Origin of the sequence: Burkholderia sp. Bp8963, assembly GCF_003854275.1 — a bacterium.
Taxonomy (GTDB): domain Bacteria; phylum Pseudomonadota; class Gammaproteobacteria; order Burkholderiales; family Burkholderiaceae; genus Burkholderia.
Map to the genome: position 1 here is coordinate 188,326 of NZ_QTQP01000006.1, position 23,875 is coordinate 212,200.

The 23,875-nt window shown below is 68.5% G+C and carries 18 protein-coding genes and 1 tRNA gene; 6 read left to right on the forward strand and 13 right to left on the reverse strand.

The annotated features are described in order from the left end of the window. Positions 1-197 precede the first annotated feature (197 nt). On the reverse strand, positions 198-4,280 hold the full coding sequence (gene hrpA, locus DID96_RS07625) for an ATP-dependent RNA helicase HrpA (protein WP_124598748.1): 4,083 nt from the start codon (positions 4,278-4,280) through the stop codon (positions 198-200). Between the two features lie 23 nt (positions 4,281-4,303). Between hrpA and argA the strand changes: the two genes are divergently transcribed. From argA to DID96_RS07640, 3 genes are all read left to right on the forward strand, one after another. After that, complete coding sequence (gene argA, locus DID96_RS07630; RefSeq protein ID WP_124598749.1) at positions 4,304-5,680, forward strand: amino-acid N-acetyltransferase; 1,377 nt, start codon at positions 4,304-4,306, stop codon at positions 5,678-5,680. A 43-nt stretch (positions 5,681-5,723) separates the two neighbouring features. Beyond that, on the forward strand, positions 5,724-5,999 hold the full coding sequence (locus tag DID96_RS07635) for an oxidative damage protection protein (protein WP_124598750.1): 276 nt from the start codon (positions 5,724-5,726) through the stop codon (positions 5,997-5,999). 227 nt (positions 6,000-6,226) lie between these two features. Next, positions 6,227-6,301: transfer RNA gene (locus DID96_RS07640), tRNA-Val, on the forward strand. A 113-nt stretch (positions 6,302-6,414) separates the two neighbouring features. Here the strand turns inward: DID96_RS07640 and DID96_RS07645 are convergent. From DID96_RS07645 to DID96_RS07705, 12 genes are all read right to left on the reverse strand, one after another. Continuing rightward, the gene (locus DID96_RS07645) at positions 6,415-7,809 is read right to left on the reverse strand and encodes an aspartate aminotransferase family protein (RefSeq protein ID WP_124598751.1); all 1,395 of its coding nucleotides are present in this window, start codon (positions 7,807-7,809) and stop codon (positions 6,415-6,417) included. 51 nt (positions 7,810-7,860) lie between these two features. After that, the gene (locus DID96_RS07650; RefSeq protein WP_124598752.1) at positions 7,861-9,198 is read right to left on the reverse strand and encodes a glutamine synthetase family protein; all 1,338 of its coding nucleotides are present in this window, start codon (positions 9,196-9,198) and stop codon (positions 7,861-7,863) included. 12 nt (positions 9,199-9,210) lie between these two features. Then, positions 9,211-10,020, reverse strand: coding sequence for a gamma-glutamyl-gamma-aminobutyrate hydrolase family protein (locus DID96_RS07655; protein WP_124598774.1), 810 nt, complete (start codon positions 10,018-10,020; stop codon positions 9,211-9,213). Between the two features lie 793 nt (positions 10,021-10,813). Continuing rightward, a complete protein-coding gene (gene hutG, locus DID96_RS07665; protein WP_124598754.1) occupies positions 10,814-11,611 on the reverse strand; it encodes an N-formylglutamate deformylase in 798 nt (265 codons plus the stop codon). Between the two features lie 60 nt (positions 11,612-11,671). Then, positions 11,672-13,048, reverse strand: a complete 1,377-nt coding sequence (locus tag DID96_RS07670; protein WP_124598755.1) for a formimidoylglutamate deiminase — start codon at positions 13,046-13,048, stop codon at positions 11,672-11,674. Positions 13,049-13,059: 11 nt separating this feature from the next. Then, on the reverse strand, positions 13,060-14,283 hold the full coding sequence (gene hutI / locus DID96_RS07675) for an imidazolonepropionase (RefSeq protein WP_124598756.1): 1,224 nt from the start codon (positions 14,281-14,283) through the stop codon (positions 13,060-13,062). 4 nt (positions 14,284-14,287) lie between these two features. Then, positions 14,288-14,920 (reverse strand): HutD family protein, encoded by a 633-nt coding sequence (locus tag DID96_RS07680; protein ID WP_124598757.1) that lies wholly within the window; start codon positions 14,918-14,920, stop codon positions 14,288-14,290. A gap of 3 nt (positions 14,921-14,923) precedes the next feature. Continuing rightward, entirely contained in the window at positions 14,924-16,612 is a 1,689-nt protein-coding gene (hutU, locus tag DID96_RS07685) for a urocanate hydratase (RefSeq protein WP_124598758.1), read from the reverse strand. Between the two features lie 38 nt (positions 16,613-16,650). After that, positions 16,651-17,346 carry a histidine utilization repressor gene (gene hutC / locus DID96_RS07690; protein WP_124598759.1) on the reverse strand — a complete coding sequence of 232 codons (696 nt, stop codon included), beginning with the start codon at positions 17,344-17,346 and terminating at the stop codon, positions 16,651-16,653. Between the two features lie 4 nt (positions 17,347-17,350). Next, on the reverse strand, positions 17,351-18,874 hold the full coding sequence (gene hutH, locus DID96_RS07695) for a histidine ammonia-lyase (RefSeq protein WP_124598760.1): 1,524 nt from the start codon (positions 18,872-18,874) through the stop codon (positions 17,351-17,353). Positions 18,875-19,156: 282 nt separating this feature from the next. Continuing rightward, complete coding sequence (locus tag DID96_RS07700) at positions 19,157-19,921, reverse strand: 4'-phosphopantetheinyl transferase superfamily protein (RefSeq protein ID WP_124598761.1); 765 nt, start codon at positions 19,919-19,921, stop codon at positions 19,157-19,159. Between the two features lie 41 nt (positions 19,922-19,962). Further along, positions 19,963-21,012, reverse strand: a complete 1,050-nt coding sequence (locus DID96_RS07705) for an alpha/beta fold hydrolase (RefSeq protein WP_124598762.1) — start codon at positions 21,010-21,012, stop codon at positions 19,963-19,965. A gap of 144 nt (positions 21,013-21,156) precedes the next feature. On the opposite strand from DID96_RS07705, the gene DID96_RS07710 reads away from it, so the two are divergent. From DID96_RS07710 to DID96_RS38805, 3 genes are all read left to right on the forward strand, one after another. Continuing rightward, positions 21,157-22,098 (forward strand): LysR substrate-binding domain-containing protein, encoded by a 942-nt coding sequence (locus DID96_RS07710; RefSeq protein WP_124598763.1) that lies wholly within the window; start codon positions 21,157-21,159, stop codon positions 22,096-22,098. Positions 22,099-22,322: 224 nt separating this feature from the next. Beyond that, positions 22,323-23,552: an MFS transporter gene (locus DID96_RS07715; protein WP_124598764.1), complete on the forward strand. Its 1,230-nt coding sequence runs from the start codon at positions 22,323-22,325 to the stop codon at positions 23,550-23,552. After that, a complete protein-coding gene (locus DID96_RS38805) occupies positions 23,543-23,665 on the forward strand; it encodes a hypothetical protein (RefSeq protein ID WP_260463821.1) in 123 nt (40 codons plus the stop codon). Before DID96_RS07715 ends, DID96_RS38805 begins: the two co-directional genes overlap by 10 nt. The last annotated feature ends 210 nt before the right edge of the window (positions 23,666-23,875 follow it).

Here is a 23,875-nt window from a genome sequence, read left to right on the forward strand (position 1 = left end):
GAGGAACAACCGTCATTGTAGAACGGACGACCCACCCCACCGGTTGACGGGAGCGGGAAATGCGCCACTTGGACGCAGGGGCGGCGCGCCGCGTTCCCGCCCGCTGCGTCTTTATTTTGCGTTGGCGTTTGCGTCGGCGTTCGCATCGGCGTTTTGTCCCTGCGGCGCCCGGCGGCAGCCGCCCCCGCGCGTCGCACCTAGCGCTGCATCGACTCCCAGACCTTGTGCAACCGCTTCACCGACACCGGCATCGGCGTGCGCAGCTCCTGCGCGAACAGCGAAATCCGCAGCTCCTCGAGCAGCCAGCGGAATTCCGCGAGCCGCGCATCGGCGACGCCGCCACGCTGCGACACCGCACGCTGGTACTGCTGCGAGAGCGGCTGCAGCTCGGCGAGCTGCTTCGTATCGCGGGCCGGATCGGCCTTCAGCTTGTCGATCCGCAGCGCGATCCCCTTCAGGTAGCGCGGGAAATGCGCAAGCTGCGCGTAAGGCGTGTCGATCACGAAGCGCTTGCCGACGAGTGCCGTCAGTTGTTGCTGCAGGTCCGCGTGCGCGGACGCGAACGGTTTCGCCTGCGCAAGCTTCTTCGCGAGCCCCGCATATTCGGCGAGGATCTGCCCGACGAGCCGCGCGATTTCCTGTGCGAGCAGGTTCAGGCGGTTGCGGCCCTCGTCGCGCCGCGCGTGGAAACTCGCGTCATCGTCGGGCAGCGGATCCTGCAGGCACGCGCGGTCGAGCGCGGTGTCGATCAGCTGGTCGCGCAGCTCGTCCTGCGTACCGAGCGACATGTACTGCATCGCCATCTCGCGCAGGCCCGGCAGGTTCTTCTCCAGGTACTTGATCGGTTCCTTCAGCTGCAGCGCGAACAGCCGCCGCAGCCCCGCGCGGTGGATGCGCGCGGCTTCCTCCGGCGAATCGAACACCTCGACGTCGCAATGCGTGGTGCGGTCGACGAGCGCCGGGTAGCCGAACAGCGTCTGCCCGCGCCGGCGGATCTCCAGCAGCTCGGGCAGCTTGCCGAAGTTCCACGTCGTCAGGTTCTCGTACAGCGCCGTCGCGCCGGCTTCCGCCGGGGCGGCGGTCTGTGGCGGCACGCCCTTGCCGCCCTTGCCACTCGTGGCGCCTTTGGCGGTGGCCGCTGCAGTGCCCGCGACCGCGGACGGCGACCCAGACGGGGACGCATCGACAGCATCGCCGGCGCCGGCCGTGATCGTCGCCGCCGCGGCGATCTTCTGGAACTGCTGCTGCGCCTGCGCGCCGAGTTCCTGGCGCAGCTGCGCGAGATTGCGCCCCATCGCGAGCTGGCGGCCATGCTCGTCGATCACCTTGAAGTTCATGAACAGGTGCGCGGGCAGCGTCTCGAGCTTGAAGTCGCTCGTCTTCATCATGACCTGCGTCTCGTTGCGCACGTCGGCGATCAGCGCCTCGACGAGCCCGCCCGCGCCAAAGCGCTCGCGCCCCATCCGCTCGACGAAGCCAGCCGCGTATTCGGGCAGCGGCACGCAGTGCCGGCGCAGCTTCTGCGGCAGCGACTTCAGCAGCAGCTGCACCTTCTCCTTCAGCATCCCCGGCACGAGCCACTCGCAGCGGCGCGCATCGACCTGGTTCAACGCGTAGAGCGGCACCGCGAGCGTCACGCCGTCGCGCGGCGTGCCCGGCTCGAAATGGTAGGTGAGCGCCATCTCGACGCCCGCCATCGTCGCGCGCTTCGGGAACAGGTCGGTCGTCACGCCCGCCGCCTCGTGGCGCATCAGGTCGTCGCGCGACAGGTACAGCAGGCGCAGCTTGTCCTCCGGCTGGCCGCTCTTCTTCGCCTCGTCGCGATACCAGCGCTCGAACGCGGCACCCGTGTGGATCCCTTGCGGAATCGCCTGGTCGTAGAACGCGTGGATCAGTTCGTCGTCGACCAGCACGTCCTGGCGGCGCGACTTGTGCTCGAGCTGCTCGATGTCCGCGAGCAGCTTGCGGTTGTGCGCGAAAAACGCCAGCTTCGTGTCGAACTCGCCATCGACGAGCGCGCCGCGGATGAACAGCTCGCGTGCGCGCGCCGGATCCTGCTTGCCGAATGCGACGCGCCGCCGGTGGTAGACGGGCAGCCCGTACAGCGTCGCGCGCTCGAACGCGCTCACCTGCGCCGGGCGCTTTTCCCAGTGCGGCTCGGACAGCGACTTCTTCAGCAGGTGTGCGCCGACCTTCTCGATCCACTCGGGCTCGATCTTCGCAAGGCAGCGCGCGTACAGCCGGCTCGTCTCGACGAGTTCGGCCGCCATCACCCAGCGCCCTGCCTTCTTCGCGAGCGCGGAGCCCGGCCACAGGAAGAACTTGATCCCGCGCGCGCCGAGATAGTGCGGCTCGTCCTCGGCCTTCAGGCCGAGGTTGCCGAGCAGGCCCGTCAACAGGGCCAGATGGATCTGCTCGTAGGTCGCCTCGGCTTCGTTCAGGCGCCAGCCGTGCTCGCGCACCACCGTCAGCAGTTGCGAATGCACGTCGCGCCACTCGCGCAGCCGAAGATGCGACAGGAAGTTCGCGCGGCACGCGTCGATCAGCTGGCGGTTCGACTTCTTGTGCGCGACCGCTTCCTCGAACCACGCCCAGATCTTCAGCCACTGCAGGAATTCGGACCGCTCGTCGGCGAACCGGCGGTGCGCCTGGTCGGCCTGTTCCTGCGCTTCGATCGGCCGGTCGCGCGGATCCTGCACCGATAGCGCGCTCGCGATGATCAGCACGTCGCGCAGCGCCTGCTGGTCGCGCGCACCGAGGATCATCCGGCCGACCCGCGGGTCGAGCGGCAGGCGCGCGAGTTCGCGGCCGAGCGGGGTCAGCGCGTTGTCGTCGTCGACCGCGCCGAGTTCATTGAGCAGCTGGTAGCCGTCCGCGATCGCGCGGCCCGGCGGCGGCTCGAGGAATGGAAACGTTTCGATCGCCGTCAGGTGCAGCGACTTCATCCGCAGAATCACCGACGCGAGCGACGAGCGCAGGATTTCCGGATCCGTGAAGCGCGCCCGCGCCTGGTAATCGGTTTCCTCGTACAGGCGAATGCAGATGCCGTCCGCAACCCGGCCGCAGCGGCCCGCGCGCTGGTTCGCGGCGGCCTGCGAGATCGACTCGACCTGCAGCTGCTCGACCTTGTTCCGGTACGAATAGCGCTTCACGCGCGCGAGGCCTGTATCGACGACGTAGCGGATGCCCGGCACCGTCAGCGAGGTCTCGGCGACGTTCGTCGCGAGCACGATGCGGCGCGCATTCGACGGCTTGAACACCTTGTCCTGCTCGGCCGCGGACAGCCGCGCGAACAGCGGCAGGATCTCGGTGTGCGGCGGATGATGCTTGCGCAGCGCCTCGGCCGCGTCGCGGATCTCGCGTTCGCCGGGCAGGAACACCAGCACGTCGCCCGAGCCTTCGCGGCACAGCTCGTCGACCGCGTCGACGATCGCGTCCATCAGGTCGCGCTCGGCTTCGCGCGCGGTCTTCACGCGGTCACCGCGGTCACGACTGGCCGTGCCTTCGGCATTCTTGACGGCCGGACGGTCCTCGGCCACCGGGCGGTAGCGCATCTCGACCGGATACAGGCGCCCGCTCACCTCGATCACCGGCGCCGGCCGTTCGTCGCTGCCGAAGTGGCGCGCGAAGCGGTCGGCGTCGATCGTCGCGGACGTGACGATCAGCTTCAGGTCCGGACGCTTCGGCAGGATCTCCTTCAGGTAGCCGAGCAGGAAGTCGATGTTCAGGCTGCGCTCGTGCGCCTCGTCGATGATCAGCGTGTCGTATGCCTTCAGCAGCGGATCGGCCTGCGTCTCGGCGAGCAGGATCCCGTCCGTCATCAGCTTGACCGACGCGCCCGGCGCGAGATTGTCGGTGAAGCGCACCTTGTAGCCGACCACTTCGCCGAACGGCGTGCCGAGCTCCTCGGCGATGCGGCGGCCCGTTGACGACGCGGCGAGCCGGCGCGGCTGCGTATGGCCGATCAGGCCCGTGCCGCCCGCGCCGAGGCCGCGGCCAAGGTCGAGGCAGATCTTCGGCAGCTGCGTGGTCTTGCCCGAGCCCGTCTCGCCGCAGACGATGACAACCTGATGACCGGCGATCGCGCGCGCGATCTCGTCGCGCTTGCCCGACACGGGCAGGCTTTCCGGGTACGTGATCGGCGGAACGCGATTGGGGGTAACGGCGGCGCGCGGCGCGCGCTCACGGCGCGGCCCGCGTGCGTCGGGCGCACCATCCAGGTGCCGGCCCGACGGCGCGTTGGCCCGCGTCGGCGCGGGACTTTTAGGTACATTCGACATGGGGGCGCATTATAATCCCGGCCATGAATTCCCAAACCGACCTCCCCACCGCCCAGTCCGGCGCCGCGAACCCCGCGACGTCCGACGACGCCGCGAGCCACGCCCAGTTCGTCGACTGGATGCGTTCGGTCGCGCCCTACATCCACAAGTTCCGCAACAGCACGTTCGTCGTCGGCTTCGGTGGCGAAGTCGTACAGCAGGGGCTCCTCAACGCACTGGTGTCCGACATCGCGCTGCTGCAGGCAATGGGCATCCAGATCGTGCTCGTGCACGGCTCGCGACCGCAGGTCGAAGAGCAACTGAGCCTGCACGGTGTCGAATCCGAGTTTTCGCACGGGCTGCGCATCACCGATGCACGCGCGCTCGAATCCGCGAAGGAAGCGGCGGGCGAAGTGCGCCTCGATATCGAGGCCGCGATCAGCCAGGGCCTGCCGAACTCGCCGATGGCGCACGCGCACATCAGCGTCGTGTCCGGCAACTTCGTGACGGCGCGGCCGGTCGGGATTCTCGACGGGGTCGATTTCGCGCACACGGGCATCGTGCGCAAGATCGACGCCGAGTCGATCCGCCATTCGCTCGCGAGCCGCAAGCTCGTGCTGCTGTCGCCGCTCGGTTTTTCGCCGACGGGCGAGGCGTTCAACCTGTCGATGGAAGACGTCGCGTCGGCCGCCGCAATCGCATTGCGCGCCGACAAGATCATCTTCCTGACCGAAGGGCCCGGCATCGTCGACGAGGAAGGCGAGCTGGTGCGCGAAATGTCGCTCGACGCGGCGGCGGAACTGCTCGACTCCGGCAACGTACAGGGCGACGACGCGTTCTTCCTGAAGCATTCGATCCGCGCGTGCCGCGGCGGCGTGACGCGTGCGCACCTGATCCCGCAGACGCTCGACGGCAGCATGCTGCTCGAGCTGTTCCTGCACGACGGCGTCGGCACGATGATCTCGTACGAGAACCTCGAGAGCCTGCGCGAGGCGACGCCGGACGACGTCGGCGGCATCCTGTCGCTGATCGAACCGCTCGAGACGGACGGCACGCTGGTGCGCCGCGGCCGTCACCAGATCGAACGCGACATCGACCATTTCTCGGTGATCGAGCACGACAGCGTGCTGTTCGGCTGCGCGGCGCTGTATCCGTACCAGCAGGAAAAGATCGGCGAGATGGCATGCCTGACCGTGTCACCGGAGGCGCAAGGCTCCGGCGACGGCGAGCGGCTCCTCAAGCGCATCGAGCAGCGTGCGCGCGCGCGCGGGCTCACGCACATCTTCGTGCTCACGACGCGCACCGAGCACTGGTTCCTCAAGCGCGGCTTCGTCAAGGCGACCGTCGACGACCTGCCGGAAGACCGCCGCAAACTCTACAACTGGCAGCGCAAGTCGCTCGTGCTGATGAAGCAGCTCTGAGCACCGCCGCCCTCCCCCAGAACGCTTACAGGAGAAGTACACGATGGCTCGAATGGTTCAATGCGCGAAGCTCGGCAAGGAAGCCGAAGGTCTCGATTTCCCGCCGCTGCCGGGCGAGCTCGGCAAGCGCATCTACGAAAGCGTCTCGAAAGAGGCGTGGCAAGGCTGGCTCAAGCAGCAGACGATGCTGATCAACGAAAACCGCCTGAACATGGCCGACCCGCGCGCGCGCCAGTATCTGATGAAGCAGACGGAAAAGTACTTCTTCGGCGAAGGCGCGGACCAGGCATCGGGCTACGTGCCGCCGTCGCAGGGCTGATACTGCGCGCTCGGCTTGAACCGCCGCTCCGGATTCCAGCCCGACCAGCCGCGCCGGGCTTGCCACGCGATCAAAATCGCGTATCATTCCGCCGGCGCTCAAGCGCGCCGGCTCGACGTGATCGAGCCGTTGTCAGGCGGCTGAAGAACTTCTGCGACGGAAAGTAAAAAAATTTGCAGAAAGTGCTTTACGAAGTCGAAAAGCTCTGACATAATTTCATCTTCTTTGGGCGGTTAGCTCAGCGGTAGAGCACTGCCTTCACACGGCAGGGGTCACTGGTTCGATCCCAGTACCGCCCACCAAAGAATTCAAGGCCCTGCGTCTCACGACACAGGGCCTTTTCGTTTTCCCGGTGCAGATGCGCACACCGGTTTCCCGGCCTGCGTCCGACGCCGCGCTACACCACCATCGCGCATCACCGCCCCACTCGCTCCGCAGTCGCATCGAACGCACGCTTCGCCTTCTCGACGATCTCGTCGACCTCGGCCTCGCCGATCACGAGCGGCGGCGACAGCAGCATCCGGTCGCCGGTCGCGCGCATGATCAGGTTGCCGTTGAAGCAGAAGTCGCGGCAGATCGAGCCCACCTCCGCGCCATTGTCGAATCGCATGCGCCGCGCCGGGTCGCGCGCGAGCTGCACACCCGCGACGAGCCCCGTGCCGGCGATCTCGCCGACGAGTGGATGTCCGCCTAGCGTATCGCGCAGCCGGCGCTGGAAATACGGCCCGATGTCGCGCTTCACGCGCGCGACGATCCCGTCGTCGCGCAGCAGCTTCAGGTTCGCGACCGCGACCGCCGCCGCGACCGGGTGGCCCGAATACGTCATCCCGTGATTGAACTCGCCGTGCTCGATCAGCGCCTGCGCGACGCGGTCGTGCAGCGCGACCGCCCCCATCGGCACGTAGCCGCTCGTCAGCCCCTTCGCGAGCGTCATCAGGTCCGGCTCGAAGCCGAAGTACTGGTGTGCGAACCATTCGCCGGTACGGCCGAACGCGCCGATCACTTCGTCCGCGACGAGCAGGATGTCGTACTGGCGGCAGATCCGCTCGATTTCCGGCCAGTACGTCGACGGCGGGAAGATCACGCCGCCCGCGCCCTGGAACGGCTCTCCGATGAACGCGGCGACGTTCTCCGCGCCGAGCTCGAGGATCTTCGCCTCGAGCTGCTGCGCGCGTGCGAGGCCGAACGCTTCCGGCGTTTCGCCGGCCTGCGCTTCGCCGAAGAAATATGGCTGATCGACATGTACGACGTGCTCGACCTTCGACGACATCTGCTCGTGCATGTAGTCCATCCCGCCGAGCGTCGCGCCCCCGATCGTCGAGCCGTGATAGCCGTTCCTGCGCGAGATCACGTATTTCTTCTGCGGCTGGCCGAGCACGCGCCAGTACTGGTGCACGACGCGCAGCACCGTGTCGTTGCCTTCCGAGCCGCTGTTGCAATAGAAGAAGTGGTTGAAGCCGTCCGGTGACACCTCGGCGAGCAGCGCCGAAAGTTCGATGACCGGCGGATGCGTCGTCTTGAAGAACGTGTTGTAGAACGGCAGCTCGCGCATCTGGCGCGCGGCTGCGTCGATCAGCTCCGCGCGGCCGTAGCCGACGTTCACGCACCACAGGCCGGCCATCCCGTCGATGATCCTGTTGCCGTCCGAATCCCACAGGTAGACGCCGTCCGCCTTCACGATCACGCGGCTGCCCGCGCGATTGAGCGCGCCCATGTCGGAGAACGGATGGATGTGATGCGCGGCGTCGAGCGCACGATACTGCGCGGTCGTGCGCGGCGTGGTGCCCGGGTGTGCGAAGTGGTCGGTCATGCTGTCCTCCTGAATGCCGGAATCCCGGTGCGAAGCATGCAGCGTCGCGTGTCACACGTGCAGCAGCAGATGCCTGCGCTCCCACGAACTGATCACGCGGAAGAACGCTTCGTACTCCGTTTCCTTCAACGCGAGATACGCCTTCACGAACTTGTCGCCGAGAATCCCGGAAAGCGGCGTGCACGCCGCCATCAGCGAGATCCCCTCCTCGAGATTGCGCGGCAACTGGTACGGCAGGTCGTAGCCGTCGGACGCGATCGGCTCGGTCGGCTCCAGCCGCTGCGTAATGCCGAGATAACCGGCCGCGAGCGTCGCCGCGAACACGAGATACGGATTGCAGTCGACACCCGGAATGCGGTTCTCGATGCGCCGCGCGACGGGGCTCGCCTGCGGGATCCGGAAACCGACCGTGCGATTGTCGTAACCCCACTGCACGTTGATCGGCGCGGCCATGAAGCGCGACAGCCGGCGGTACGAGTTGATGTACGGCGCGAAGATCGGCATCAGCGCCGGCGTGTATTTCTGCAGCCCGGCGAGATAGCCGCGAAACAGCGGCGTTGCGTTGCCGTTTGCGTCGGAGAACAGGTTCATGCCCGTCTGCGGATCCGCGAGGCTCTGGTGAATGTGCATCGCGGAGCCTGGCTCGTTTTCCATCGGCTTCGCCATGAAGGTCGCGTACATGTTGTGGCGCAGCGCGGCCTCGCGCACCGTGCGCTTGAACAGGAACACCTGGTCGGCGAGCGACAGCGCATCGCCGTGCACGAAGTTGATCTCCATCTGCGCGGCGCCGACTTCATGGATCAGCGTCTCGATGTCGAGCCCCTGCATCTCGCAGTATTCGTAGATGTCCTCGAACAGCGGATCGAATTCGTTGACGGCCTCGATCGAATACGACTGGCGCCCCGTCTCCGCGCGCCCGGTGCGGCCGACTGGTGGACGCAACGGCAGGTCGGGATCGGCGTTCATGTCGACCAGGTAGAACTCGAGCTCGGGCGCCACGACAGGCTGCCAGCCTTTCGCCTTGTACAGCTCGAGCACGTGCCGCAGCACGTAGCGCGGCGAGATTTCGACGGGCGAGCCGTCGAAGTGCACGCAGTCGTGGATCACCTGCGCGGTCGGATCGACGGCCCACGGGATCAGGCAGATCGTCGACGGATCCGGCACGCACACCATGTCGGGATCGGTGACGCCGGTCAGCGTGCCGTCTTCCGGATAGTCGCCGGTGACGGTCTGCACCATCACGGCCTGCGGCAGGCGCATCGATTCGCCGGACTCGAACTTGTTGCGCGGAATGATCTTGCCGCGCGCGATGCCGGCCATATCCGGAATGATCGCCTCGACCTCGGTGATGCGATGCTGTCTCAGGAATTCGCCCAGTTCGGGTTGCATGATCGGCCTCTTTCAGTGGACGTCGGATGGGTCAGGCGGCGCCATCGCGCAACGTCGGGCCGCATGGAAACGATGCGTCATGCGCGCGCGGCACGCCGCGCCGAATGCCGCGAAGATGTCGCGCGACAGCGGCTGCTCGGCGAACCGCCATTCGGGATGCCATTGCACGCCGAGCGCGAATGCACGCGCGCCGCGAACGCTCACGGCCTCGATCAGCCCGTCGGGCGCGGTCGCCTCGACCGCAAGGCCCGCGCCGAGCCGCGCGATGCCCTGGTCGTGCAGCGAATTCACCGTCGCTTCGTGCGCGCCGCGCGCGATCCGCTGCAGCAGGCCGTCGGTCGCGAAATGCACGACGTGCGCGGCACCGTACTGCGACTCGAGCGGATCGGACGACCGCTCGCGATGGTCGGCAAAGCCCGTGGTCGCATGCAGCCGCTGATGCAGCGTGCCGCCATAGACGACGTTCATCTCCTGCATCCCGCGGCAGATCGCGAGCACGGGCACACCGGCATCAATCGCCGCGCGCATCAGCGGCAGCGCGGTCGCATCGCGCGCCGGATCGTGCAGCGTGCCGGGCGCGCTCGCGGGTCCGCCGTAACGGTGCGGCTCGACATTCGAATAGCTGCCCGTGAACAGCAGCCCGTCGATCGCGGCGACGAGCGCATCGACCGGCTGGCGCACGCCGAGCGCAGGCAGCACGAGCGCGAGCACGCCGGCGCCGTCGACGAGCGCGGCCAGGTATTTTTCGCCCGCAATATGACTCGGATGCGCGCCGCGCATCGTGCGGTCGGCGGTCACGGCGACGACAGGACGCGCACGCATCATCGTCCCTCCTCCCGCGCCGTATCGGTCGTGCATCGCGCTGCTGGACGGCATACGTAGCACACACAGCACGCTCGGCACGCACGCGACCGGTCACGGAGCACGCCGCGCTCGCCACCGCCGGTGCGCCGCGCGCACACGCATGTCACCGCATCGCAGGCACGACGCTGCGGAGCACGGTACGACCTGGAACGGACGATGCAAACGAAGCTAGGGCAACAGCGACGCGCTGCCGTCGCACTGAACCGCGCTGAACGCGCGTGTGAAAACGAGATTGAAGCGGCGCAGGCCGCGGCGGGAAATGACGATGACGCGAGGCTGGCTTGAGTGGGCGGACCGCGCACCGCGATCGGCATGCCGGACAGGACCGGTGCGATGCGGCGCGCCCGCCGACGGACTTCGCGTCCGGCGTATCGAGGGGCTTGCGGCTTTCACGATCGAACTCGACTGACTGTTTGACGTAAGTACGTGTCGAGTGAAACCGATGCGGCCGATGCCGCGCAACGACACGTCGGCAAACCGTCACGGTGCGGGCCTGGGCGCACGGCGCAGCAGTACGCGAACGCGTTCGCCGCCGGCTCGTATGTGACGACTACCTGACATTCAGCTTATATCACCTAAAAATTGCGTCAAATTTCAGGTGCCGACGCCGGTATTAACCCTGAGCAAAACAAAAGCGGCATCGACCTGCAGAATCGATGCCGCTTTTCGTCAGATGACACAACACACGGCACCGTTGCGCGCGCGGGTGAAGCCCGTTCTGCGCGCGGCGCCGCATGCCGCACTCAGGTGTTCAGCGATGCGCGAGCGCGGTTTCGACGAGCGTCTGCAGCAACTGCGATACGCGCGCGGCGCGCGATTCGTCGTACGCGTAAGGACGCGTCTCTTCCATGTAGGTGATCTGCGCGAGTTCGAGCTGCACGGCCTGCACGCCCGTGTCGGGCACGCCGTAATGACGCGTGATGTAGCCGCCCTTGAAGCGGCCGTTCGCGACCGCCGTATAGCCGCCATGCTCGATCACGCGTGCGGCCAGCGTTTCCGCGAGCCCCGGCGTTGCGCTTGCACCGTTCGCAGTGCCGAAGTTGAAGTCCGGCAGCCGTCCTTCGAAGAAGCGCGGCACGTGCGAGCGGATCGAGTGCGCCTCCCAAACGAGCGCGCGGCCATGCTCGCGCTTCAGGCGCGCGACCTCGCCCTGCAGCGCGTCATGGTACGGCCGCCAGTAGCGGTCGCGGCGTCGCAGGATCTCGTCGTTGTCGGGCAGCGCGCCGGCCGGATAGAGCGGCGCCTTGTCGAACGTATCGACCGGTACGAGCCCGGTCGTGTCCTGCCCCGGATACAGGTTCTCGTTGTCGGGCGGCCGGTTCAGGTCGACGACATAGCGCGCGTGCGACGGCACGATCACCGATGCACCGAGCGCGACGGCGAAGCCGTACAGGCGCTCGAGGTGCCAGTCGCAGTCATCGACGAAGCGCGCGTCGGGCGTCATCGTCGCCGCGATGTCGTCCGGAATGAACGTGCCCGCGTGGGGAATCGAGATCAGCAGCGGCAGCGTGCCCTGCTTCAGCGTGAATACAGCCGGTTGGTCGGTCATGTCGGTTCACCGTATCGTTCGAACGGCGCGCGCACCGTGGCGCGCGCCGGATGCCGCGCGTCAGCGCAGCAGTTGCGCCAGCGCGGCGCGGTAATCGGCATACGCGGCCGCTTCGTCGCGATGGCGGCGTTCGCGCACGACGCACTCGCCGCCCGTGTAGACGTCGCGCACCGGCGTGTCGCCGTGCTCGGCGAACACCGCGCCGGACAGCCACGCGGCGCTGTCGTGCTCGGCAATCGCCGGATGGTCGGGGTCGAGCACGAGCCAGTCGGCGCGGCAGCCCGCGCGCAGCGCGCCGATACGCCGCCCGCTCGCCTGCGCGCCGCCTGCGAGCGACGCATCGAACAGGCGGTCCGCGACGTACGCCTGGGTATCGCTCGCGAGCACGTTGCGCGCGCGATGCACGAGCCGCTGCCCGTATTCGAGCAGGCGCAGCTCGGCGCGCCAGTCGACCGACGCATGGCTGTCGGAACCGACGCCGATCACGCCGCCGTGCGCCAGATAGTCGACGGCCGGGAACACGCCGTCGCCCAGGTTCGCCTCGGTCGTCAGGCACAGGCCCGCCACCGCACGGCGCTTCGCGAGCGCCTCGGTCTCGGCCGCGTCGACATGCGTCGCGTGCACGAGGCACCAGCGCGCATCGACGTCGAAACGATCGAGCAGCCATTGCACGGGGCGCGCGCCGTAAGCGCGCACGCAGTCGTCGACCTCGGCCGTCTGTTCGGCGATATGGATGTGCACGGGCGCATCGTCGGGCAGCCCGTCGAGCAGCACGCGCAGCCCGCTTTCGGACACCGCGCGCAGCGAGTGCGGCGCGACGCCGTAGCGCAGCGTGCCGTCTTCCGGCGCGACGCCGCGCATCGCGTCGAGCAGTTCGAGCAGGCCTTCGGGCGTATTGATGAAGCGACGCTGGTCGTCGCGCGGCGGCTTGTTGCCGAAGCCCGCGAACTGGTACGACACGGGCAGCATCGTGATGCCGATGCCGGCCGCGCGCGCCGCGTCGATCACGCGCGTGCCGAGTTCGGCGAGCTGCGGATAGCGCGAGCCGTCCTGCGCGTGATGCACGTAGTGGAATTCGCACACCGACGTATAGCCGCACTTCAGCATCTCGACATACAGCCAGCGCGCGACCGCCGCGAGCGCGTCGGGCGTGATCTTCAGCGCGAAGCGGTACATCAGGTCGCGCCAGCTCCAGAAGCTGTCGGACGGGTTCGCACGGTATTCGGTGAGCCCCGCCATCGCGCGCTGGAACGCGTGCGAGTGCAAGTTCGGCATGCCGGGCAAAACGGGGCCCGCCGCGCGCGCGACGCCGGCCGGCGCGTCGGTGTCGGGCGTCACCTCGGTCAGCGTGCCGGCCGCGTCCCAGCGCAGCAGCACGTTGCGGCGCCAGCCGTCAGGCAGGTAGGCATGGTCTGCGAACAACATTGAATCGGTCATCGTTGATCCTGTCATCCGTTCGTACGACGAAACACGGTCGTCCCGCCGCGCACGACCTGCTCGCACAGCGGGCGGCCGATCCAGTAAGCGAGCTCCGCGAGCGAGCCGACCGACCACACCGCGAAATCGGCCTGGCGGCCGGCTTCGAGCGCGCCGTGGCGATCCGCGCGGCCGAGTGCCGCCGCAGCATGGCGCGTCACGCCCTGCAGCACTTCGGGCACCGTCATGCGGAACAGCGTGCAGCCGAAGTTCATCGTCAGCAGCAGCGATTCGAGCGGCGACGTGCCGGGGTTGTGGTCCGTCGCAAGCGCGATCGGCACGCCGTGCTTGCGCAGCAGCTCGAGCGGCGGCAACTGCGTCTCGCGAATGAAGTAGTAAGCGCCGGGCAGCAGCACGGCGACCGTGCCGGCCGCCTTCATCGCCTCGATGCCGGCTTCGTCGAGAAATTCGAGGTGGTCGGCGGACAGCGCGCGGTAGCGCGCGGCGAGCGCGGTACCGCCCGCGTTCGACAACTGCTCCGCGTGCAGCTTGACGGGCAGCCCGCGGCGCGAGGCCGCTTCGAACACGCGTTCCGTCTGCGCGAGCGAGAAGCCGATGCGCTCGCAGAACACGTCGACCGCGTCGACGAGCCCTTCGTCGGCCAGCGTCGGCAGCATCCGGTTGCAGACTTCGTCGATGTACGCGTCCGCGCGACCCGCATATTCCGGCGGCAACGCGTGCGCGCCGAGGAAGGTCGTATAGACCGTCACCGGGAAGCGCTCGGCGAGCTGGCGCGCGACGCGCAGCATCTTGCGCTCGCTCGCGAGGTCGAGCCCGTAGCCCGACTTGATCTCGATCGCGGTCACGCCCTCGGCGAGCAGCGGCTTCAGGCGCGCGGCGGCCTGCACGAACAGCGTCGCCTCGTCGGCGTCGCGCGTCGCGCGCACCGTCGACACGATCCCGCCGCCCTGCCGCGCGATCTCCTCGTAGCTGACGCCCGCGAGGCGCTGCGCGAATTCATCCGCGCGCGTGCCGCCGTACACGAGGTGCGTATGGCAGTCGACGAGCCCCGGCGTGACCCACGCGCCGTGCAGGTCCTCGCGCGTCCAGTGCGCATAACCGTGCGGCAGCGCGGAGAACGCGCCGAGCCAGACGATCGTGCCGGTTTCGTCGACGGCGATCGCCGCATCGTCGATCGTCTCGTCGGGATGGCCGTGCGGACACAGCCTCAGGTGATGCCAGACAGTCGGTTTCATGCGTTCAGTTCGTATCGGCAGCCGCAGGTGACACGACAAGCGACACGGCGAGCAGCGCGCCGTCGCCGCTCACCGCGACGTCAAACGCACGCTGCGGCCCGTCGAGCCGCAGCGTGTCCAGTTCTTCAAGCGTATGGGTTGCGCCGTCGAGCACGACTTGCACCGTACCCGTCGCGCAGAACAGCAGCATGGTGTCCGTACGCTCGACGCGATGCGTGCCGGCGCGCCACGCGGCGACCGACCCGCGCGTCGTCGCGCGGCGCGTCATCAGGTTGAAATCGCGTGTCGCGCCGTCGTGCAGCGTCGCGTCGATCGCCGTCTCGCCCGCGAAATCCACGCGCGCGAGCGGCGCATCGAGCACATGCTGCGCGCCACCTTCTTCGGCGAGCGTCATGCCGGCGCCCGACAACAGCACCAGCGTGCGGTCGATGCCGGGAAAACGCGAGAACGGCCCCGCCTCGCCGACGTCCGCGACGCTCACGCGCCACGCGAACGCGTCGAGCGCCGCGCCAGGCGGATGTGCGGCGATCTCGCGCGTCACGCCGCCGCCGTTTTTCCACGGCGACGCGACGAGCGACGACGCGCGAATCAGCGTCGTGCCCGCCGCGCCTGCCGGCGCCTGATCGAGCGCCGTCATCGCTTAGCGGCCGAGCATCGGCAGCTTCAGGCCGGCTTCGCGGGCCGTCTGCTGCGCGAGTTCGTAGCCGGCGTCCGCATGGCGCATCACGCCCGTCGCCGGGTCGTTCAGCAGCACGCGGCCGAGACGCTCGTGCGCTTCAGCAGTGCCGTCGGCGACGATCACGACGCCCGAGTGCTGCGAGAAGCCCATGCCGACACCGCCGCCGTGGTGCAGCGACACCCACGATGCGCCGCCTGCGGTATTCAGCAGCGCGTTCAGCAGCGGCCAGTCGCTGACGGCGTCCGAACCGTCCTTCATCGATTCCGTCTCGCGGTTCGGGCTCGCGACCGAACCCGTGTCGAGGTGGTCGCGGCCGATCACGATCGGCGCCTTCAGTTCGCCGTTCTTCACCATCTCGTTGAACGCCTGGCCGAGGCGATAGCGATCCTTCACGCCGACCCAGCAGATCCGTGCCGGCAGGCCCTGGAACGCGATGCGCTCACGCGCCATGTCGAGCCAGTTGTGCAGGTGCGGATCGTCGGGGATCAGCTCCTTCACCTTCTGGTCGGTCTTGTAGATGTCTTCCGGATCGCCGGACAACGCGACCCAGCGGAACGGGCCCTTGCCTTCGCAGAACAGCGGGCGGATGTACGCCGGCACGAAGCCCGGGAAGTCGAATGCGTTCTCGACGCCCATTTCCAGCGCCATCTGGCGGATGTTGTTGCCGTAGTCGAGCGTCGCAGCACCACGCTCCTGCAGCGTCAGCATCGCGCGCACCTGCACGGCCATCGACTGCTTCGCGACCTTCACGATGCTTTGCGGATCGACCTTCTGCGCCTCGCGCCATTGCGCGACGGTCCAGCCTTGCGGCAGGTAGCCGTTGATCGGATCGTGCGCGCTCGTCTGGTCGGTCACGCAATCCGGCGTGATGCCGCGGTTGACGAGTTCCGTGAACACGTCGGCCGCATTGCCGAGCAGGCCGATCGACACGGGCTTGCCGGCGCGCTTCGCTTCCTCGATCATGCCGAGCGCCTCGTCGAGCGTCGTCGCCTTCTTGTCGACGTAGCGCGTCTTCAGGCGGAAGTCGATGCGCGTCTCGTCGCATTCGACCGCGATCATCGAGAAGCCGGCCATCGTCGCTGCCAGCGGCTGCGCGCCGCCCATGCCGCCGAGGCCGCCCGTCAGGATCCAGCGGCCCGACGGGTCGCCGTTGAAGTGCTGGTTCGCAACCGAGAAGAAGGTTTCATAGGTGCCCTGAACGATGCCCTGGCTGCCGATGTAGATCCAGCTGCCGGCCGTCATCTGGCCGTACATCATCAGGCCCTTGCGGTCGAGCTCGTTGAAGTGGTCCCAGGTCGCCCAGTGCGGCACGAGGTTCGAGTTCGCGAGCAGCACGCGCGGCGCATCCTTGTGCGTGCGGAACACACCGACCGGCTTGCCCGATTGCACGAGCAGCGTTTCGTCTTCGTTCAGGTCCTTCAGCGACGCGAGGATCTGGTCGTAGCATTCCCAGTTGCGCGCTGCGCGGCCGATGCCGCCGTACACGACGAGCGCGTGCGGGTGCTCGGCAACTTCCGGATCCAGGTTGTTCTGGATCATCCGGTACGCCGCTTCGGCGAGCCAGGTCTTGCAGACCTTCTCGCTGCCACGCGGCGCACGGATCGTGCGCGTCGGATCGAGACGGGGATCGATGTGTTTCGGATGGTTCATGACGACTGCTCCCGAAGGAAATGGATAATCAATAGGATTCAGAAATGCCCGGTGAAGCGATAACGGCTGCCGGGATGCCACAAATTCGCCACCGAGGCGACGACGCCCTGCGACCAGGTGCGCCGATGTAAAACCAGACACGGTTCGACGTCGTCCATCCGAAGCTGCTCGCGCATCTGCTGCGCGGGTGCGGCCGCTTCGATCCGGTACTCGACGCGCTGCAGCGGTGCCGCGCGCATCAGGTACTGGTTCGGCGTCGTGTTCGTGAAATCCTGCTCGGCGTAATCCGGCGCGACGGCCGGATTCACCCAACGTTCTTCGAGCTGCACCGGCTCGTCGTTCTCGAAATGCAGCACCTGCGAATGGAACAGCTTCGCGCGCACCGTGACCTGCATCTCGTCCGCGAGCGCCTCGTCGGCCTTCACCATCGCGAGGCCGAGCACGCGGGCGTGATACGCATGACCGCGCGCCGCGACTTCCTCGGAGATGCTGCGGATCGCCACCAGGGTCGACTCGTACTTCGGCCGCGCGACGAACGTGCCGGCACCCTGCACGCGCGTGATCACCTGCTCGGCCGTCAACTCGCGCAGCGCGCGGTTGACGGTCATGCGCGCGACCTTGAACTCGCGGGCCAGCTCGTTCTCGGACGGCACCTGGTCGCCTTCCGCCCAATCGCCGGCGTGAATGCGAGCCAGGATGAAGTCCTTGATCTCCTGGTAGACCGGTGCGCTCATCGCGTTACTGTTCCGACGCGAACGAGAACGGGCTGTGCTTCGCGAACGCACGCTCGTCGACCAGCTTCGCGATCACCGCGATATCCGGTGCGAAGTAGTGGTCGAGCTCGTAGTGCGCGACCTTGCCGCGGATCGTTTCCATCACTTCCGCGAGCTTCGGGCTCGTGTGGTGCGGCGCGCGCAGGTCGACGCCCTGTGCGGCGGCAAGCAGCTCGATCGCGAGGATGTGCTTCGTGTTGTCGGCGATGTCGGCGAGCTTGCGCGCGGCGAACGTCGCCATCGACACGTGGTCTTCCTGGTTCGCCGACGTCGGCAGCGAGTCGACCGATGCCGGGTGCGCGAGCGTCTTGTTTTCCGACGCGAGCGCGGCAGCCGTCACGTGGGCGATCATGAAGCCCGAGTTCACGCCACCATCCTTCACGAGGAACGGCGGCAGGCCCGACAGCGTCGCATCGATCAGCAGTGCGATGCGACGTTCGGCCAGTGCGCCGATTTCCGACGCGGCGAGCGCGAGGTTGTCGGCCGCGAACGCGACCGGCTCCGCGTGGAAGTTGCCGCCCGACAGCACTTCGCCCGTGTCCGGGAAAATCAGCGGGTTGTCCGACACGGCGTTCGCTTCGACGAGCAGCACGTTAGCCGCATGGCGCATCTGGTCGAGACACGCGCCCATCACCTGCGGCTGGCAGCGCAGGCTGTACGGGTCCTGCACCTTGCTGCAGTCGCGGTGCGACAGGTTGATCGCCGAACCTTCCAGCAGCGTGCGGTAGGACTCTGCCGCGTCCATCTGGCCCTGGTGGCCGCGCAGTTCATGGATGCGCGCGTCGAACGGCTTCACCGAGCCGGCCGCCGCGTCGACCGACAGCGCGCCCGCGACCAGCGCGGTGCGGTACAGGTCTTCGATCGCGAACATGTTGTCGAGCGCCAGTGCGGTCGATGCCTGCGTGCCGTTCAGCAGTGCGAGGCCTTCCTTCGCCTGCAGCGTCAGCGGCGCGAGGCCCGCGACGCGCAGGCCGTCGACCGCGCTCGCGCGCTCGCCGCGGATGAACACTTCGCCGACGCCGAGCAGCACGGCCGACATGTGTGCGAGCGGCGCGAGGTCGCCCGATGCGCCGACCGAGCCCTTCACCGGGATCAGCGGCAGCACGTCGGCGTTGAACAGCTTGATCAGCGCGTCCATCACTTCGCGGCGGATGCCCGAGTGGCCGCGGCCGAGGCTCGACAGCTTCAGCGCGATCAGCAGACGCACCGACGAGCGCGCCATCGGCTCGCCGACGCCGACCGCGTGCGACAGCACGAGGTTCTTCTGCAGCAGCTCGAGCTGGTCGTGCGGAATGTGCGTGCTGGCAAGGCGGCCGAAGCCCGTGTTGATGCCGTAGGCCGGCTCGCCCTTCGCGGCGATGTCGGCGACGGCCTTCGCGCCTGCGTCGATCTTCGCGAAGCTTGCCGGGTCGAGCGCGAGCTGGACGGGTTCGCGGGCGATCTTGCGCAGTTGCGGGAGGGTCAGGTGGCCGGGGGTCAACGTAATCATGTGAGCAATCCTGTCTAGACAAGTTCGGGATGGATGCAGTGTAGTGACCCGAACTTGTATAGACAAGTGGTTTTTCACCGATTTCGACTTGGGAGTTTCCCTGATGCCCGGAATCGCCCGCCCGGTCGCCTGACCGACATCCCGGCTTATCACACGTTGTATTTAAGTTGTTCCTGACAACACACGAATCACTCCTCCGTCGCCGGAGAAGCGGCGTGATCAACGCGCGCTACGCGGCGCCGAAAGATGCGCCGAACGACACGCCACTCGAATGAGCGGCTGTCAGCCGCGCGTCCACGCGACGCACGCCGCGTAGCCGGGCGCCGCGTCGAGCCACGCGGCGTCGAACGCAGCTACGCCGGCCGCGGGTGCGGCTGGCGCGACAACCTGCATCGACGGCGTTGCCGCATCGCGCGGCGGCACGACCGCGAACGCGCGCAGCCCGCCGGCGATGCCCGTGCCGAGCGCCTTCAGCAACGCTTCCTTCGCGGCCCACACGCGCATGAACGCAGCGGCGCGCGCGGGGTCCGGCAGGCTGTCCAGATACGCGGCTTCGGCCGGCGTGCAGACCTCGCGGGCCAGCGCGCGCCAGTCGATCGCGCGGCCGCTGCGCTCGATGTCGACACCGACGCGGCAGGCCGCGGACCACGCGATCAGCGCGTGATCGCCCGCGTGCGACACGTTGAAATCGAGCGACGCGCGATGCGCGGGATCGAGCGCCGGGCGGCCGGACTCGCCGACGACGAGCGCCACCGCATGCGGCGCGACGCCGAGCTGCGGGCCGAGCACGTCGCGCAGCGCGGCGCGCGTCGCGGCGCTGCGCACCGTGTCCGCCCATCTGACGAAGCGGCCGGCCCGCTCGCGCTCGGCATCGCTCAGCGCCGCGTAGGCAGGCGACGCGAGCGGCTCGCGCCAATCGAAATCGATACGTACGACCTGCACGCCCGCGCGCCGCGCGGCCGGCGGCACGTCGAGCGCTTGCGCGCGATACGCGTGATACGCGCGCTGCGCGCCGGCGGAGGAATCGGGAACGGACGGGGTGGACATCGACACGTGGCCTGCGGGGCAAAGCGTCCGATGTTAATCGATCAGCCGTTCACCGCCGCACTGGCGTGCCCATGCCGCGAGCGCGCCGCGGGATGGTGCGCATGGACCGCACCCGGCGCATCGGCCGGCAGCGCGCCGTGCTGCAGCCAGTGCAGCGCGACAGGCCACAGCGTGTCAGTGAAGCGGCTGTGGAAGAACGCGAAGTGCCCGATCGCGGCGACGCCGATATCGCGCGGCGCGATCCGCAGATGCGTGACGTCGCTGCCCGTGTAATAGCCGACGAGCCGCTCGATCGCGGCGACGGTGCCGAACGCGTCGTCCTCGAGGCCGATCGCGAGCATCGGCGCGGACATCGCCGCGAAGCGCGCGGGCAGTCCGGCGCGGGTCTCGACGCTCTCCGCATGCGGGCCACGCGTATAGCCGTCCTCGAAGCGCGGCTGCGAACGCGCCCATGACAGCGCGACGCCGCGCGGCGTGTCCTCCATCCAGCCGAACCGCTTCGCGGGCACATAGCCGCAGACCGCCGCGAGCGCCGGCATCGCGACGTGCCACTTCCACCACATGCGCCGCCGCTCGACCGGCAAGTAATCGCGCCAGTACGCGTACTGCGCGCCGACCGTCAGCACGTGTCGCACGTATACGTTCGATGGCGCGAGCCCGAGCGCGAAGCCGCCGATGCTGTGCGCGACGACGTCGAGCGGCTGGCCGGGAAAATGATCGCGCGCGTACTGCAGCGCGGCCTCGCAGTCGAGCCGCCCCCAGTCGAGCCAGTTCGCGCGCAGGCCCGCGAGCCGCGCGGGGCGCGATCCGCCGATGCCGCGATAGTCGTAGGCGAGCACGTCGTGCCCGTGCGCGTACAGCCACGCGGCAAACCGGAAGTAATAGTCGCAGCGCACCGACGTCGCGCAGTTCACGACCGTGACCGGCCGCCCGGCCGCGGCCGCGCGATGCCGCCATACATGGCCGCGCAGCGCATAGCCGTCCGCCGCGTGCAGCGTCACCGGCTCCGGCGGCAGCGGGCCCGCGGTGCGCTCGTCGCGCTCATCGCGCTCATCGCGCCGTTCGCGGGCCGTCTGGTTCGAATTCGTCATCTTGTCTCCACGCTCGGGCCGGTTGCCCGGCTCATCCCGGCTGCGTCGCGCCACCTGCGCGCGCGGCCCCGTCCGCCTCCATTGAACTTGACGCGCCGCGCGAACTCAACCAATCTTGCTGCTCCGTTCGCATGAGTCCAACGCATGTCAACGCCTCTCGTCCGTCTTCCGTCGCTGGATCTCGTGCGCGGCTTCGTCGCCGTCGGCCGCCGCATGAGCATCACGCTCGCCGCGCAGGATCTGTGCGTCACCCAATCCGCGGTCAGCCGCCAGGTGCATGCGCTCGAGGCGCACCTCGGCGTCGCGCTGCTCGAGCGCGGCTACCGGAAGATCGCATTCACGCCCGAAGGCGAACGCCTGTTCCGCGTCGCCGACGCCGCATTGCGCAGCCTGCAGGACACGGTCGGCACGCTCGCCGCCGCGCGCGAGCGCCAGCCCGTCACGATCACCGCGAGCATCGGCGTCACCGCGCTGTGGCTGCTGCCGCGCCTCGGCCGGCTGCAGGCGCGCCTGCCGGAGATCGACCTGCGCGTCGCCGCGAACGACAAGGTACTCGATTTGCGCGCCGAAGGCATCGACCTCGGGATTCGCTACTGTCCGCGCGATCGCGCGCCCGCGGGCGCACGGCACCTGTTCGACGAGACCGTGGTGCCGGTCGCGCATCCGGCGCTCGCCGCGCGGCCGATCGCCGATGCGGCCGCGCTGGCGGGCCACGTGCTGCTCGAATTCGACGGGCCGCCACAGACGCAGTTGCGCTGGCTCGATCATCTGCAAGCGACCGGGCTCGGCGACGCGCGCCCGAAAGGCGTGCTGCGCTTCAACCAGTACGACCAGGTGATCCAGGCGGCGATCGCGGGGCAAGGCATCGCGCTCGGGCGGCTCGCGCTCGTCGCGCCGATGCTCGCGGACGGCCGTCTCGCGGTGCTCGGCCCGCGCGGCACCGCGCCGCCGAACCGCTACGGATACTGGCTGTTCCAGCGCGATCCGGCGCCGCGGCGCGAAGTGGCCGACGTGCGCGACTGGATCTGCGCGGAAGCCGCCGAATGCGATGTGGTGATGCGCGCGCAGGATCCCGCGAACCCGTGAGCGGACCGGTGGCCGCACCGTCGGCGATCCGGCGCACGGGAACGCGCATCTCCGCTGCATACCGCTGCATACGGCCGCATAACCGTACCGCCGGCCCGTCACATGCGCAGCGCGCATGCGAACCCGACCGAATGATCGCTTGAGCGCCGCCGCGCGCGGGCCGTCTAATCGGGCTGTCTGCGCGCCCTTTCCGCCGCGCGCCGCCGATCTTCCGGAGACGCCCGATGCCCCCGCTCAAGTACGAATTCCGATATCGCTGGCTACCCGTCCTCGCAGGCGGACTGATCATGGGCGTGGCGCTCGGCATCCGCCACGTCCAGGGCCTGTTCCTCGCCCCCGTCACGCTCGACCACGGCTGGTCGCGCGAAGCGTTCGGCCTCGCGCTCGCGCTGCAGAACCTGATCTGGGGCATCGCGCAGCCGTTCACGGGGATGATCGCCGACCGCTTCGGCTCGGCGCGCGTGATCGTCGCCGGGATGCTGCTCTATGCGCTCGGGCTCGTGACGATGGCGCACGCGGGCTCGCCCGCCCTCTTCACGGTCGGCGCGGGGCTCGTGATCGGCATCGCGCTGTCCGGCTCCGCGTTCGCCGCGATCTACGGCGCGCTGAGCCGCATGTTCCCGGCCGAGCAGCGCGGCTGGGCGCTCGGCGTCGCGGGCGCGATCGGCGGGCTCGGCCAGTTCTGCATGGTGCCGGTCGCGCAGGGCCTGATCGGCGGCATCGGCTGGGGGCATGCGTTCGTCGCGCTCGCGCTCGTCGCCGTCGTGCTCGCGCCGCTCGCCGTGCTGCTGCGCGACCGCCCCGCGAGCGCATCGGGCACGCATGAGCACGACCAGTCGATCGCCGACGCGGTGCGCGAGGCGTTCTCGCACCGCGGCTTCTGGCTGCTCAACGCCGGCTTCTTCGCATGCGGCTTCCAGCTCGCGTTCATCGCGACCCACCTGCCTGCGTACCTGCTCGATCACGGCCTGCCGGCGCGCCACGCGAGCATCGCGCTCGCGCTGATCGCGCTGACCAACGTCGCCGGCACCTATGCGTGCGGCCACCTCGGCGGACTGCTGCGCCGCAAGTACGTGCTGTCCGTGCTGTACCTCGTGCGCTCGCTCACGATGGCCGCGTTCGTCGCGGCGCCGCTGTCGCCCGCGAGCGTCTATGCGTTCGCGGCCGTGATGGGGTTCACGTGGCTCGGCACGGTGCCGCTCACGAACGGCGTGGTCTCGCAGGTGTTCGGCGTGCGCTACATCGCGACGCTGTTCGGCTTCGTGTTCTTCGGGCACCAGCTCGGCAGCTTCTTCGGCGTATGGCTCGGCGCGATCGTCTACGACGCGGTGCATTCGTACATGCCGCTGTGGATCGGCTCGATCGTGCTCGGCATCGTCGCGGCACTGGTGCACCTGCCGATCAACGATGCGCGCGTCGCCCGGCCGGCACCGGGCAAGCCGGCATGGGCATGATCCGTGCCGCGCTCGCGGCCGGCGCGCTCGCGTTCGTCGCGTGGTGCGGCGCTGCGTACTTCGATTCGAGCGTCGCGTTCGCGATGCTCGAGCATGTAGCGTTCTGCAACTGAGGGCGCGTCACCGGCCTGACGGCGCCGCGGCCAACGCTTCGTCAGGCCGCGCGACCACGCGTACGGCGCGGCGGGATCGTCGCCCCCGTTACTATCTTCGCTCCCCGATAATCGGGGATTTGGCCAGCCAGGCCCGGCATGATTCCCGCCCCCAGTCGCTTCAATGATCCGGGGGGTGCTGTCACCGGGCCTGGTGGGTGGCTGGTGATC